The 14,307-nt window shown below is 71.2% G+C and carries 11 protein-coding genes; 4 read left to right on the forward strand and 7 right to left on the reverse strand.

The annotated features are described in order from the left end of the window. Positions 1 to 26 precede the first annotated feature (26 nt). Together BU197_RS27955 and BU197_RS27960 are read left to right on the forward strand one after the other, a co-directional pair. Positions 27 to 731, forward strand: coding sequence for an NUDIX hydrolase (locus tag BU197_RS27955; RefSeq protein ID WP_188271098.1), 705 nt, complete (start codon positions 27 to 29; stop codon positions 729 to 731). Positions 732 to 832: 101 nt separating this feature from the next. Next, positions 833 to 2,032 carry a MarP family serine protease gene (locus BU197_RS27960; protein WP_188271099.1) on the forward strand — a complete coding sequence of 400 codons (1,200 nt, stop codon included), beginning with the start codon at positions 833 to 835 and terminating at the stop codon, positions 2,030 to 2,032. 53 nt (positions 2,033 to 2,085) lie between these two features. Here BU197_RS27960 and BU197_RS30840 read toward each other — a convergent pair whose 3' ends face one another. From BU197_RS30840 to BU197_RS27985, 6 genes are all read right to left on the reverse strand, one after another. Next, on the reverse strand, positions 2,086 to 2,283 hold the full coding sequence (locus BU197_RS30840) for a hypothetical protein (RefSeq protein WP_223183905.1): 198 nt from the start codon (positions 2,281 to 2,283) through the stop codon (positions 2,086 to 2,088). 122 nt (positions 2,284 to 2,405) lie between these two features. Next, positions 2,406 to 3,344, reverse strand: a complete 939-nt coding sequence (locus BU197_RS27965; protein WP_188271100.1) for an alpha/beta fold hydrolase — start codon at positions 3,342 to 3,344, stop codon at positions 2,406 to 2,408. After that, entirely contained in the window at positions 3,341 to 3,838 is a 498-nt protein-coding gene (locus BU197_RS27970; RefSeq protein WP_188271101.1) for a phage holin family protein, read from the reverse strand. Before BU197_RS27970 ends, BU197_RS27965 begins: the two co-directional genes overlap by 4 nt. A 35-nt stretch (positions 3,839 to 3,873) precedes the next feature. Next, the gene (gene nhaA / locus BU197_RS27975; protein WP_317452318.1) at positions 3,874 to 5,388 is read right to left on the reverse strand and encodes a Na+/H+ antiporter NhaA; all 1,515 of its coding nucleotides are present in this window, start codon (positions 5,386 to 5,388) and stop codon (positions 3,874 to 3,876) included. A gap of 283 nt (positions 5,389 to 5,671) precedes the next feature. Next, positions 5,672 to 7,627 (reverse strand): acetate--CoA ligase, encoded by a 1,956-nt coding sequence (gene acs, locus BU197_RS27980; RefSeq protein WP_188271102.1) that lies wholly within the window; start codon positions 7,625 to 7,627, stop codon positions 5,672 to 5,674. 192 nt (positions 7,628 to 7,819) lie between these two features. Next, positions 7,820 to 10,267 (reverse strand): SulP family inorganic anion transporter, encoded by a 2,448-nt coding sequence (locus BU197_RS27985; protein WP_188271103.1) that lies wholly within the window; start codon positions 10,265 to 10,267, stop codon positions 7,820 to 7,822. 370 nt (positions 10,268 to 10,637) lie between these two features. Between BU197_RS27985 and BU197_RS27990 the strand changes: the two genes are divergently transcribed. After that, on the forward strand, positions 10,638 to 11,939 hold the full coding sequence (locus tag BU197_RS27990) for a hypothetical protein (RefSeq protein WP_188271104.1): 1,302 nt from the start codon (positions 10,638 to 10,640) through the stop codon (positions 11,937 to 11,939). Between the two features lie 46 nt (positions 11,940 to 11,985). On the opposite strand, the gene BU197_RS27995 is transcribed toward BU197_RS27990, so the two are convergent. Then, complete coding sequence (locus BU197_RS27995; protein WP_188271105.1) at positions 11,986 to 12,972, reverse strand: ATP-binding protein; 987 nt, start codon at positions 12,970 to 12,972, stop codon at positions 11,986 to 11,988. Positions 12,973 to 13,074: 102 nt separating this feature from the next. Here BU197_RS27995 and BU197_RS28000 point away from each other — a divergent pair, with 102 nt between their 5' ends. Next, positions 13,075 to 13,893, forward strand: coding sequence for a Fic family protein (locus BU197_RS28000; protein WP_188271106.1), 819 nt, complete (start codon positions 13,075 to 13,077; stop codon positions 13,891 to 13,893). The last annotated feature ends 414 nt before the right edge of the window (positions 13,894 to 14,307 follow it).

Here is a 14,307-nt window from a genome sequence, read left to right on the forward strand (position 1 = left end):
TCGCGTTGGGAAACACGGGGGTGCCCATGCCGCGCACTGACGAACAGATCCACGGGCCGGGCAGCGACGGCCTGCTCAGCAGGGACGGGCTGCCCGCCTGGCTCGGCCCCGTCGACCGGGCCGCCCGCACGGTCGAGCCCGAGCAGCTGAGCCGCTTCCTGCCGCCCGCGAGCGGCGCGGGCCGCCAGTCCGCCGTCCTCGTCCTCTTCGGCGAGGGCGAGCACGGGCCCGAACTGCTCCTCATGGAGCGGGCCGGCAGCCTCCGCTCGCACGCGGGGCAGCCCTCCTTCCCCGGCGGCGCCCTCGACCCCGAGGACGGCACCCCCGCCGACGGCGGACTCCTGCGCACCGCCCTGCGCGAGGCCAGGGAGGAGACCGGCCTCGACCCGGCGGGCGTCCAGCTCTTCGGCGTCCTGCCCCGGCTCTACATCCCGGTCAGCGGCTTCGTCGTCACCCCCGTCCTCGGCTGGTGGCGGACCCCCAGCCCCGTCGCCGCCGTCGACCCCGGCGAGACCGCCCGGGTCTTCACCGTCCCCGTGTCGGATCTCACGGACCCCGCGAACCGGGCCACCGCGATCCACCCCAGCGGTCACCAGGGCCCCGCGTTCCTGGTCGCCTCCGCCCTGGTCTGGGGGTTCACCGCCGGAGTGATCGACCGGTTGCTGCACTTCTCCGGCTGGGAGCGGCCCTGGGACCGCACCAAGCAGGTCCCGCTCGACTGGCGGTCATGACAGGCTGAACCCGGCGCGCGGGCCGACCACCCGGCGCCCGCCGCCCCGGCGAACAGGCTGCCCCACCGGCGACCGGAAACGAATCTGCGAGGCATCTGACGGTGAACGTGCTGGACATCCTGCTGCTGCTCGCCGCCGTATGGTTCGCGATCATCGGTTACCGCCAGGGATTCGTCGTCGGCATCCTCTCGGTGATCGGCTTCCTCGGCGGTGGCCTCGTCGCCGTCCTGCTGCTCCCCGTCCTGTGGGACAAGCTGACGGACGACAGCGAGGTCTCCACCACGACGACGGTCGTCTTCGTGATGATCGTCATCGTCTGCGCCTCCGTCGGACAGGCCTTCACCACCCACCTCGGCAACAAACTGCGCCGCCACATCACCTGGTCGCCCGCGCGCGCGCTCGACGCCACGGGCGGCGCCCTGGTCAACGTGGTCGCGATGCTCCTGGTGGCGTGGCTGATCGGCTCCGCGCTCGCCCGCACCTCGATGCCCACCATCGGCAAGGAGGTACGCAAGTCCAAGGTGCTGCTCGGGGTCGAACAGGTGATGCCGTATCAGGCGTCCCGATGGTTCGACGACTTCAGCTCCACCCTGGCCCGCAGCGGCTTCCCCCCGGTCTTCAGCCCCTTCGCCAACGAGCCCATCACCCCCGTCACCCCGCCCGATCCCGCGCTCGCCGCCGGACCCGTCGCGACCAGCGCGCAGCGCTCGATCGTGAAGGTCGTCGGCACCGCGCAGAGCTGCGGCAAGGTCCTCGAAGGCACCGGCTTCGTCTTCGCCGACCGCCGGATCATGACCAACGCGCATGTCGTCGGCGGCGTCGACGAGCCCACCGTCCAGATAGGCGGCACGGGGCGGCTCTACGACGCCAAGGTCGTCCTGTACGACTGGCAGCGCGACATCGCGGTCCTGGACGTGCCGGACCTCAAGGCCACCCCGCTCCCCTTCACCGACGAGGATGCCCGCAGCGGCGACAGCGCGATCGTCGCCGGATTCCCCGAGAACGGCGCGTACGACGTGCGCTCCGCGCGGGTCCGGGGCCGTATCAACGCCGACGGTCCCGACATCTATCGCCGCGGCGATGTCCGCAGGGACGTCTACTCGCTGTACACCACCGTCCGCCAGGGCAACTCGGGCGGACCGCTCCTCACCGAGGACGGCAAGGTGTACGGCGTGATCTTCGCCCGCTCCCTCGACGACCCGAACACCGGCTACGCCCTGACCGCCGACGAGATCCGCGAGGACATCGAGCGGGGCAGGACCGCCGCCCAGCAGGTCGACACCCAGGGCTGCGCCCTGTAGCCAGGGCGCGGGACCCCGGCCGTTGTCCTGTGGATCAGGCAGCGGTCCGGCCGTCAGTCCGTGTCTCTCGGGTGCCGGAGGCGGGCCGAGACCCAGCGGGCCCGGCGGCGCAGGATCCGCGAGATCCCCACCCCCTGCACGGAGTGCGCGCGGCCCTGATCCGGCGGGCCGCCGCCCTCGCGGGAGCCCGGCCCGGAGGCCGAGCGGCGGTTGCGTGCTGTCGTGTCACCGTAGTCGTGCGTCCAGCCCATACCTCGACGTCTGCCCGTGCCCCAAGGTCGGTAACCACCTCGGGGCCCTCCAATTGGAGTATGCGCGCGGCACATGGCCATTCGGCCCAAACCCGTACGGGAAGACCGGAACAGAGGGGCCGTCAGCGGTCCGGCTCGGGGTCCTTCAGCCAGTTGACCAGCTCCGCCGAGAAGGCCGCCGGGTCCTCCTCGTGGGGGAAGTGCCCGAGCCCGTCGAAGAGCCGCCAGCGGTACGGAGCCTCCACGTACTCGCCGGAGCCCGCCGCGCTGCGTGTCCGCATCACCGGGTCGAGCGAACCGTGCAGATGCAGCGTCGGCACCCGGACCGGCCGCTTCATCCGCCGGTTGAACTGGATGCCGTCCGGCCGGGCCAGGGAACGCACCATCCAGCGGTACGGCTCGATCGAGCAGTGCGCCGTCGAGGGGACCAGCATCGCCCGCCGGTACACCTCGATCGCCTCCTCGTCGGCCTCGCGCCGGGGCAGCGGGCCCGACCACTCCCGGATCAGCTCGCCCACCAGGGCCGCGTCGTCCGCGACGAGCTGACGCTCCGGCAGCCACGGCCGCTGGAAACCCCAGACGTGCGAGCCCGCCCGTGACTGCGCGAAGTCGGAGAGCATCGCCGAGCGCCAGCGGCGCGGATGCGGCATCGAGGAGACCACGAGGCGGCGCACCAGCTTGGGCCGCATCACCGCAGCCGTCCAGGCCAGATAGCCGCCCAGATCGTGTCCGACGAGCGCGGCGTCCGGCTCGCCGAGCGAGCGGATCACCCCGGTGACGTCGAGGGCCAGATTGGCGGGGTCGTAGCCCCGGGGGGTGCGGTCGCTGCCGCCGACCCCGCGCAGATCCATCGCGACGGCCCGGAATCCGGCCTCGGCGAGCACCGGCAGTTGGTGGCGCCAGGTCCACCAGAACTGCGGGAAGCCGTGCAGGAGCAGCACCAGCGGGCCGTCACCCATCTCGGCGATGTGGAAGCGGGCGCCGTTGGCGGCCACGTCCCGGTGGGTCCAGGGCCCATCGAGACGTACCGGACCGCCGTTGCTGCTCTCGGGGAGGGTCATACGGAGGAGCGTGCCACAGTGGCGGCCTTGTCCAGCGTCTTGTCCAGCCCCTTGGCCTGCTCGGGACGGGGGTGCGGCTTGACGGTGGAGAGCACGGCGGCGGTCTCCTTGGCCGAGGCGATGGACTTCGTCGGCGGCTTGACCTTCTTGAACTTCATCCACGCGACCACGCCCAGCAGCACCGTCAGTACACAGCTGACGAGGAAGGACAGGAGGAAGCACCAGGCGAGGTTCCAACCGCCGTCGCCGTTGTGCCCGCCGGTCCAGGAGTTGAAGCCGTAAGCCAGGGCGAAACTCAGCATCGGCAGCGAGAACAGCAGCACCACCAGGGCTACGACGCCCAGGATCGCGCCGATCCCGCCCCGCTTGACGTCCTGTCGGACCTCGGCCTTGGCCAGTGCGATCTCGTCGTGCACCAGTGCGGACATCTCGGCGGTCGCCGAGGCGACCAGCTGGCCGAGACTGCGCTCGGCTCCATCGAACGGGTCGCTCATCGTTGCTCCCTTTTCTCCTCTACGGTCCCCTCAGATCATGCCGGACGGTCGGTCCCGTCGCGCGGTGCCCCCGCCACTCGGGCGCGCTCGCGATGTTCGGCGGCCTTCTTCTCGTGGATCGCGGCCATCCGGAGGTGGTGCTCCGGATCGTCCTCCTCGTAGATGTCGGGGACACCGTCCTGGTCCTCGTCGCGCTCCTCCTCGGCGACCAGCTCCCGGTACTTGCGGACCCGGAGTTTCAGCAGGACGGTGGCGAGGAGGGCGGCGATGAGCGAGCCGATGAGGATGGACGTCTTCACCTTGTCGGCGAGGGCGGTGTCCCCCGCGAACGCCAGCTCGTCGATGAGCAGCGAGACGGTGAAGCCGATCCCGGCGAGCGTGGCCAGGGCGAACACGTCAGGCCAGGACAGCTCGGGGTTGAGCTTCGCCCGGGTGAAGCGGGCGGTGAGCCAGGTGCCGCCGAAGATGCCGACGGTCTTGCCGACGACGAGACCGAGCAGCACACCGAGGGTGACCGGCTGGGTGAACACCTCGCGGAGCGCGCCGCCGGAGACGCTCACCCCGGCGGAGAAGAGCGCGAACAGCGGGACGGCGAGACCGGCCGAGACCGGGCGTACGAGGTGTTCGACGCGCTCGCCGGGGGAGCGCTCCTCGCCCTCGCGGGTGGTGCAGCGCAGCATCAGGCCCATGGCGACCCCGGCGATGGTGGCGTGGACGCCGCTGTTGTACATCAGCGCCCAGATGACCAGGGCCAGCGGAACGTACACGTACCAGCCGTGGACGTTCTTGCGGAGCAGCAGCCAGAACAGGGCGAGCCCGAGGACGGCGCCGCCGAGGGCGGCGAAGTTCAGCTCGCTGGTGAAGAAGACCGCGATGATCAGGATCGCGAGGAGGTCGTCGACGACGGCGAGGGTGAGCAGGAAGGCGCGGAGCGCGGAGGGCAGCGAGGTGCCGATGACCGCGAGGACGGCGAGCGCGAAGGCGATGTCGGTGGCGGTGGGGACGGCCCAGCCGTCCAGGGAGCCGTTGCCGAGGGTGTTGATCAGGACGTAGACGAGGGCGGGCACGACCATGCCGCAGATCGCGGCGACGACGGGGAGCGCGGCGGCCTTGGGATCGCGTAGTTCACCCGCCACGAGTTCGCGTTTGAGTTCGACGCCTGCGACGAAGAAGAAGATCGCGAGGAGGCCGTCGGCGGCCCAGTGCTGGACCGACAGGTCGAGCCCGAAGACGGCGGGACCGACGTGGTAGCCGCTGAGGGACTGGTAGCTGTCCTTCAGCGGGCTGTTCGCCCAGACGAGGGCGGCGATGGCGGCGATGAGGAGCAGGACACCGCCGACGGTCTCGGTGCGCAGGGCGCTGGTGAGGCGGCGGTGCTCGGGGAGCGGGAGCCGGCCGAGGAACTTGCGGTCGCCACGGTCGGCACGATCGCCACGGGCGGTGTCATCGGCGGGTTCACGGCGATCATCGCGGGCGGTGTCGGCGGTGGCGTCTCCGCCGTCGATGCCGTCGCGGTGGTCGTCACGGCTGGTGGGGGAGGGCGCGGCCACGGGGAAAACCTCCGGTCGGTGGGCAGGGCTGAGCACATGCCGACCAGACTTCCCGGCGCACCTAGGTTCTCTTGTTGCGTCTCCGACGCTTTTCTCACCTTACCGAAGGAGCGCGGGCCGCGTCCGGCGCGTCCTGCGGATTTATTTTATGGGCCTTCGTCGTTTTCATCCTGTTCTGTCCCTGCGGGAGGGGGCGGGTTTCACGTGAAACGAGAGCGCCCGCCCCGAATGGTTCGGGGCGGGCGCTCTCGTCGTACGGGCCGGGCTTGGGCCCTGTCCGGGCTCAGTCCTCGCTGGACGCGGCCGGCAGCTGCGTCTGGATGAGCGACATGACCGACGAGTCGGTCAGGGTCGTGACATCGCCCAGCTCACGGTTCTCCGCGACATCGCGCAGCAGACGGCGCATGATCTTGCCCGAGCGGGTCTTCGGCAGCTCCGCGACCGGCAGGATGCGCTTCGGCTTCGCGATCGGGCCGAGGGTCGCGCCCACGTGGTTGCGCAGCTCGTTGACCAGGCTCTCGTCCTCGCTCGCCGTACCGCGCAGGATGACGAAGGCGACGATCGCCTGACCGGTCGTCTCGTCGGCGGCACCGACGACGGCCGCCTCGGCGACGGCCGGGTGCGAGACGAGGGCCGATTCGACCTCGGTGGTGGAGATGTTGTGGCCGGAGACGAGCATGACGTCGTCGACCCGGCCGAGCAGCCAGATGTCGCCGTCCTCGTCCTTCTTGGCCCCGTCACCGGCGAAGTACTTGCCCTCGAAGCGGGACCAGTAGGTGTCGATGTAGCGCTGGTCGTCGCCCCAGATGGTGCGGAGCATCGAAGGCCACGGCTCGGTGAGGACCAGGTAGCCGCCGCCCCCGTTCGGCACCTCGTTGGCCTCGTCGTCGACGACGGTGGCGGAGATGCCCGGCAGGGCGCGCTGGGCGGAGCCCGGCTTGGTCTCGGTGACGCCCGGCAGCGGCGACAGCATCATCGCGCCGGTCTCGGTCTGCCACCAGGTGTCGACGATCGGACACTTTCCGGCGCCGATGTGCTCCCGGTACCAGATCCAGGCCTCGGGGTTGATCGGCTCGCCGACCGAGCCCAGCACCCGCAGGCTGGTGAGGTCGAACTTCGCGGGGATGTCGTCGCCCCACTTCATGAACGTACGGATCAGCGTCGGCGCCGTGTAGAGGATCGTGACGCCGTACTTCTGCACGATCTCGAAGACCCGGCCCTGGTGCGGGGTGTCCGGGGTGCCCTCGTACATGACCTGCGTGGCGCCGTTGGCCAGCGGGCCGTAGACGATGTACGAGTGGCCGGTCACCCAGCCGATGTCGGCCGTGCACCAGTAGACGTCGGTCTCCGGCTTGAGGTCGAAGACGGCGTGGTGGGTGTACGCGGCCTGGGTCAGGTAGCCGCCGGAGGTGTGCAGGATGCCCTTAGGCTTCCCGGTGGTGCCCGAGGTGTAGAGGATGAAGAGCGGCTGCTCCGCCTCGAAGGCCTCGGGGGTGTGCTCGGCGGACTGGCGGGTGACGATGTCGTCCCACCACACGTCGCGGCCCTCGGTGAACGCGGTGTCCTGGCCCGTACGCCGGACCACGAGCACATTTTCGACCTGCGGGCACTTGGCGACGGCCTCGTCGATGGCCGGCTTGAGGGCGCTCGGCTTGCCACGGCGGTAGCCGCCGTCGGCGGTGACGACCAGCTTGGCGTCGGCGTCCTGGATACGGGAGGCCACGGCGTCGGCCGAGAAGCCGCCGAAGACCACCGAGTGGGCGGCGCCGAGGCGGGCGCAGGCCAGCATCGTGATGGCCGCCTCGGGGATCATCGGCAGGTAGACGGCGACCCGGTCGCCCTTGCGGACGCCCAGCTCGATCAGGGCGTTCGCGGCCCGGGAGACCTCGTCCTTGAGCTCCGCGTAGGTGATCGAGCGGCTGTCGCCCGGCTCGCCCTCGAAGTGGATGGCGACACGGTCGCCGTGACCGGCCTCGACGTGCCGGTCGACGCAGTTGTACGCCACGTTCAGCTCGCCGTCGGCGAACCACTTGGCGAACGGCGGGTTCGACCAGTCGAGCGTCTCGGTGGGCTCGGTGGCCCAGGTCAGGCGCTTGGCCTGCTCGGCCCAGAAGCCCAGCCTGTCCGCCTCGGCCTGCTCGTACGCCTCCGCCGTCACGTTGGCGTGCGCGGCCAGCTCGGCGGGCGGCGAAAATCGCCGCTCTTCCCGAAGCAGATTGGCCAGGCTTTCGTTGCTCACGACATCTCCCTTTCCCAGGGCGTCCTCTGTGCGTATGTGTCCCGCGTCATAGCTCACCAGCCCGAAGCCCGGGTGACAAGAGCCTCCAGGCAATTGGTTTAGACCTGTGAGGTGGGTGAGGTGTGGAGACCCCTCCTCCCGAGCGGTGGGAGAAGGGGCCACACAGTCTCACGGACGGGGTGAGGGAAAGGTTCAGGACGCGCGGGTTCCGGCCAGGGGGACCTCGCTGTCCGGTCGGGCCGTGGAGACCCGGCCTTCCGGCCGGCCCGGGAAGGCCGGGCTGTCCGACCGGGCCGGGGTGCCGGTCGGCAGGACCCGGGTGAAGACGTCGTCGTAGCCGTGCGGCTCGTCCGTCCCCGAGAGCAGATACGCCTGCGCCTCTCCCACGTGGAAGTACACGCCGTGCAGCGTCAGCGTCCCCTCGGCGATGCGCCGCGCCACCGGCTCGTACGCCCGCAGATGATCCAACTGCTGCACCACATTGGTCAGACAGAGCTGCTCGACCGCGTCCGCCGGCAGCCGCCCCGCGATCCTGGCCCAGGCGTGCCGTCGGCTCGCCATCCGCTCCAGACTGGGTCTGCCGTGCCGCAGCCAGCGGCGCAGCGGGCTGGGCGGGTCGTCCGGACTCGCGCTCAGCAGGGCCTGCATCGCGCCGCAGCCCGAGTGGCCGCAGACGGTGATCGACGCGACCCGCAGCACGTCCACCGCGTACTCGATCGCCGCTGCCACCGAGTCGTCGCCGCTCTCCTCGCCCGGCAGGGGCACGAGGTTCCCCACATTGCGCACGGTGAACAGGTCGCCGGGGCCGCTTGATGTGATCATGCTGGTCACGAGCCGGGAGTCGGCGCAGGTCAGGAAGAGCTGCGAGGGCCGCTGCCCCTCCCGGGCGAGTCTCGCCAGCTCGTCCCGGACGAACGGGGCCGTGTTCCGCTGGAACTTGCCGATGCCACTGGCCAGCTGAAGCCCCGTCGGCCGCCGCGCCTCGGGCGACTCCAGGCTCCCGGGGCCCTCCGGCCGCCCGGCCGGCTCCCCGCACTGGTGGTTGTGCCACGGGGTCCACGGGCGGCAGCACGGATGCGAGGTGGAGGCCGAGGCGAGGGCGGGCTCGGGGAGCCGGACTCCGGCCGGGCCCGTCGTCTCGACCGTACCGCCGTGGGCGAGGTGTCCGGCGGTCCAGTCGTTCAGCGTCTCGTAGGCCGCGTGGTCCATGAAGGAACCGTCCAGCTCCACCACCACATGCGATCCGGGCGGCAGCTGGTGCAGGGCCCGGGTCAGCCGGGGCACCGCGAGGAAGGTCAACTGGCCCCGGACCCGCAGCAACTGGCGTCCGCCCCGCTCCTCGCGGGTGATCCGGGTGCGGGCGAGCCGGTGCAGCGCGACCGCCACGGCCACGCCGACCCCGAGGGCGACGCCCTCCAGCAGGCCCACGAGGACGACTCCGGACAGGGTCGCCGCGTAGACGACGACCTCGCGGTGCCGGGTGACCGTACGGATGTGGGTGATGCTGACCATCTGGATGCCGACCACCATCACCAGGGCGGCGAGCGAGGGCAGCGGGATCAGGTCGAGCACGGGCACGAGGAGCAGCGCCGCCAGCACGATCCACAGCCCGTGCAGCATAGTGGAGGCGCGGGAGACCGCCCCCGCCGAGACGTTGGCGACGCTGCGGACGGCGACGCCCGCCACCGGGAGGCCGCCGAGCGCTCCCGAGACCACGTTGGCCGCGCCTTGACCGGCGAGTTCGCGATCGAGACGGGAGCGCGGCACGCCGTGGCCGTGGTCCGCGCGGGCGGCGACCAGCTTGTCGACCGCGACGGCGGAGAGCAGCGACTGCACGCTGGTGACCAGGGTGATGGTGAGTACCCCGGCCGCGATGCCGAGCACCGGGCCCTCGGGCAGACCGGGTAGGGCGTGGCTGCTCCAGGACGGCAGGTCGACCCGGGGGACGGCGAGCCCGGCGAGGGTCGCGACCGCCGTCGCCCCGGCCACCGCGACGAGCGCGGCCGGGACCCTGCGGGCGTGGCGCCCGGCTCGGCCCGGCAGTCGGGGCCAGCAGAGGAGCGTGAGGACGGTGAGGGCGCTGATGGCGAGCGCCGGGGCCTGGGCGCGCGCCAACTGGGCGGGCAGAACGAGAGCGTTGGCCACGGCGGAGCTTTGGGGGGTGCCGCCGAGGACGATGTGCAACTGGGCGAGGGCGATGGTGGCGCCGATGCCGCCGAGCATGCCGTGCACGATCGCGGGCGAGACGGCGAGCGCGGATCTGGCCACGCGGAGGGCGGAGAGGGCGAGTTGGGCGAGTCCGGCGAGGACCGTGATGGCGCAGGTGGTGCGCCAGCCGTACCGCTGGATCAACTCGGCGGTCACCACGGTGAGTCCGGCGGCGGGGCCGCTCACCTGGAGCGGTGATCCGCCGAACCGGCCGGCCACCAGACCGCCGACGGCGGCGGCGACGAGACCGGACTGGAGCGGGGCTCCGGTGGCGAGCGCGATGCCGAGCGAGAGTGGCAGCGCGATCAGGAAGACGGCGGCGGACGCGGAGAGGTCGGCGCCCGCGATGCGGAAGCGGCGCCCGCCCGGCGGGCTGTGGGGCCGCTGGACGCGGGGGCGGTTGGTGGCACGGGCAGGGGAGTGGAGGGTCATTCCCGGCTCCTCGGGGGCGGCGCGGTCACGGCTCGCGGGATGGACTCGTGCGGGATGCGTGCGGGGCGCGTGAGGGGATCTCGGTCGTGGATCACGGCGTGTGGCAACGGGATTCCGACGGGGTCTCCATCGGCACAAGGATCAACACTAAGTAAATGAATGGTAATGGAGAGTAAAGATCCTTACGGGAGTTTCCGGGCAAACAGGGCAATGATTCACCGGATCCAGTGAAGGGCGAACGTATTACCGCTTGTCGTTTCATCATTCCGGTGCTCGCGGTGCGACGTTGACGCCGCCGGCACGGAAGCCCGCCCACGGCGGCCCGTACGGCAGCACGGAGGCCCGTACGGAACCGAGGAGAGGTGGGCGGATGACTGCCGCCGGGAGAAGGACCACTGTCCAGAGGAAGGCGCTCGCCGCCGGTGCCCTCGCCGTCGCCCTGATCGGCGCCCTCGGGGGCTGCGCGGGCTCGGACCCGGCCGCCACGAAGCCCGCGCCGGGCGGTGCGGGCGCCAAGAAGGGGCCCGCCGCCGCGCCGAACGCGGTCCGTCTCATCGGCGACGGCTCCACCGCCTACACCGGCGCCCAGCCCCGCCAACCGGTCTGGAAGCGCCTCGAACCGGGTGCGGCTCCGCCGCAGTTCGTCGTCTTCTCCTGGGACGGCGCGGGCGAGGACAGCCAGAAGCTCTTCTCCCACTTCCGCACGGTGGGCAAGAAGTACGACGCCACCATGACGTACTTCCTCAGCGGCGTGTACCTGCTGCCCGAGGCCAAGAAGGATCTCTACGAGCCGCCCCAGCACAGCGCGGGCCGCTCCGACATCGGCTTCAACGACACCGAGGGCATCCGCGCCACGGTCCGCGAACTGCGCGGGGCGTGGCAGGAGGGCAACGAGATCGGCACCCACTTCAACGGGCACTTCTGCGGCGCCGACGGCGGTGTCGGCGAGTGGTCCGTGGACGAGTGGAAGAGCGAGATCAACCAGGCCAAGTCCTTCGTCAAGAACTGGAAGGGCAACTCCGGTCTGCGCACGGAGCAGCCACTGCCCTTCGACTACGACAAGGAACTCGTCGGCGCCCGCACCCCCTGCCTCGAAGGCCGGAAGAACTTCGTCAAGGCGGCCTCGCAGCTGGGCTTCCGCTACGACACGAGCGGCGTCAACGACCAGATCTGGCCCAAGAAGGACCTCGGCCTCTGGGACCTCTCGATGCAGCTCGTCCCGGTCCCGGGCCGCGCCTTCGAGACGCTCTCGATGGACTACAACTTCATGGTCAACCAGTCCCCGGACACCACCCAGGGCGACCCGTCCCAGCGCGAGTACTGGGGCGACCAGATGCGCGACGGCCTCGTGCAGGCCTTCCAGCGCTCCTACCAGGGCAACCGCGCGCCGCTCATCATCGGCAACCACTTCGAGTCCTGGAACGGCGGCGTCTACATGCGCGCCATCGAGGAGACCATCGCCACCGTCTGCGTACAGAAGGACGTCAAGTGCGTGTCCTTCCGCCAACTGGCCGACTGGCTGGACGCCCAGGACCCCGCCGTCGTCGCCAAGATGCGCACGCTGAAGGTCGGCGAGGCCCCGGCGGGCGGCTGGAAGACCTTCCTCGCCTCCCAGCCCACCCACCCCTCGGCCGCCCCGGCCCAGGGAGCCACCAAGCCCAAGACCCACTGACAGCGGCCGGGAAGCCGGCTTCGGGCCCGGCTCCGGTGGCGTCGGGTCAGCCGACCCGGGGCGCGCCGATCGGTTCGCCGAGGACGAAACCGGGGTCGACCTGCGCCGCCAGGTCGGCCCCGGTCTTGGCGTTGCCCCAGCTCTCCGCGTTCCGTAGATGGAAATGGACCATCTGGCGCGTGTAGCGCTCCCAGTCGCGACCGGCGTACGAGTCGTCCGCCGCGTCCTGGAGCGCCTGGAGCGCCATCCGGTTCTCCGCCTCAAGCAGCTCGAACCGGGGGGGCCTGCCCTTCTCCATCGCACGGACCCAGTCCGAGTGCCCCACCGTCACCAGCAGGTCGTCGCCGACCTCCGCACGCAGGAAATCGAGATCGTCCTCCCCCTGCACCTTGTTCCCGACGACCTTGAGCGCGACCCCGAAGTCCCGCGCGTACTCCTTGTACTGGCGGTACACCGAGACGCCCTTCCGGGTCGGCTCGGCGACCAGGAACGTCATGTCGAAACGGGTGAACAGCCCCGAGGCGAAGGAGTCGGAGCCCGCCGTCATGTCGACGACCACGTACTCGTCGGCGCCGTCCACCAGATGGTTGAGGCAGAGCTCGACGGCGCCGACCTTCGAGTGGTAGCAGGCGACCCCGAGATCCGAGTCGGTGAAGGGGCCGGTCGCCATCAGCCGGATCTCGCCGTCGTCGAGCCCGACCGGCCGCGCGCACGCCTCGTACACCGGGTTCTCCTCGCGGACCCGCAGCAGCCGCGAACCCTCCCCGGGAGGAGTCGTCTTGATCATCGTGTCGGCCGAGGCGATACGGGGGTTGCTGCCCCGCAGGTACTCCTTGATCAGCGGCAGGTGGGCACCCATCGCGGGCAGTGCGACGGCCTCCTCCTCGGAGAGGCCGAGCGCGGCGCCGAGGTGCTGGTTGATGTCGGCGTCGACGGCGACGACCGGGGCTTCGTTGGCGGCGAGATGGCGGATGAAGAGCGAGGACAGCGTGGTCTTGCCGCTGCCGCCCTTCCCGACGAAAGCGATCTTCATGTTCACCTAGCGTAGCCGCATGACCGCGTCCCGTGGCCGGGATGCGTGAAGAAGACCACTCCATCGTGGGGCGGGCCACCGGGGCGCGTAGCCTCCCTACTTATGAGTACGCACGCCTCTGACCCCTTGGCCGCCCTCGGCTCCCTGCCGGGCGTCGCCGACGCGGTGGACTCCGTACGCAAGGCCGTCGACCGGGTCTACGGCCACCGTGTGATGCGCCGCCGCAGCAACGAGATCTCCTCCGAGGCGGCCCTGCGCGGGGCGCGCGGCTCGGCCGCCCTCTCCGGCGCGGACTGGGCGCTCGAAGAGGTCCGCCGCCGCACCGACTTCGGCGCGGACCCCGAGGCCCGCACGGTCGGCGCGGCCCTGCGCCTCGGCGCGGAGGCGGGGCAGTTGCTCTCCATCTGGCGCCAGTCGCCCCTGAGGGTGCTTGCCCGTCTCCACCTGGTCGCCGCCGGTGAACCGGGCGACTCGGTGGGGCGCCCCCGGCTCGACGGCGAGACGGTCGACGAACCGCTGGTCGAGGCCCCGCTGCCGACGCCCGCCGAGGTCGCGGGACGGCTCGACGGCCTCGCGGAGCTGATCGTCGCGGGCGGCGAGGCCCCGGCCCTGGTCACCGCCGCCGTCGTCCACGCCGAACTGCTCGCCCTGCGCCCCTTCACCTCCCGCAACGGCCTGGTCGCCCGCGCCGCCGAGCGGATCGTCCTGGTCGGCAGCGGACTGGACCCGAAGGCGATCTGCCCGGCCGAGGTCGGTCACGCGGAACAGGGCAGGGCCGCCTACCTCGCCGCGTTCGAGGGATATCTGGCGGGCACCCCGGAGGGCGTCGGCGGCTGGATCGCGCACTGCGGCCGCTCGGTCGGACTGGGCGTCCGCGAGTCGACCGCCGTCTGCGAGGCCCTCCAGCGCGGCGCAGCCTGACCGGGGCGGTTTGAAGGGCGCGTGCCTGACCGGAGCGGTTTGGACGGCGCGTGCGTGAACAGAGCGGTTTGGATGGCGTGCGCCTGAAGGGGGCGTGCGTGAACGGGGCGGACCCGGAGGGCGGAACGGACTGAGCGGTCCGGTCCGGCAAGTCCGTCTGGTCCGTCCGGTCCGTCCGGTCCGGCCTGGCCGTTCGGATGGACCTGGGGGATCGGGTGGTCCGGACGGATCTGGTTTATCGAGCGGGCCGAGGAGACCGGGCGGCTCGGGCGGTGGACCGATTCCGGGGCTCTCGCGGGCCCGGAAAAGGGTTGCGGCGGCACCAGTTCAGGTACCGCCGCTGGCACGTCCGCCCAGTTACCATGCGTCCTCGAATATGTGCCCATCAGGCCGGGAACTTTGCCCGTGGCCTGG

This window comes from Streptomyces sp. CBMA291, from assembly GCF_014596525.1.
Lineage (GTDB): Bacteria > Actinomycetota > Actinomycetes > Streptomycetales > Streptomycetaceae > Streptomyces.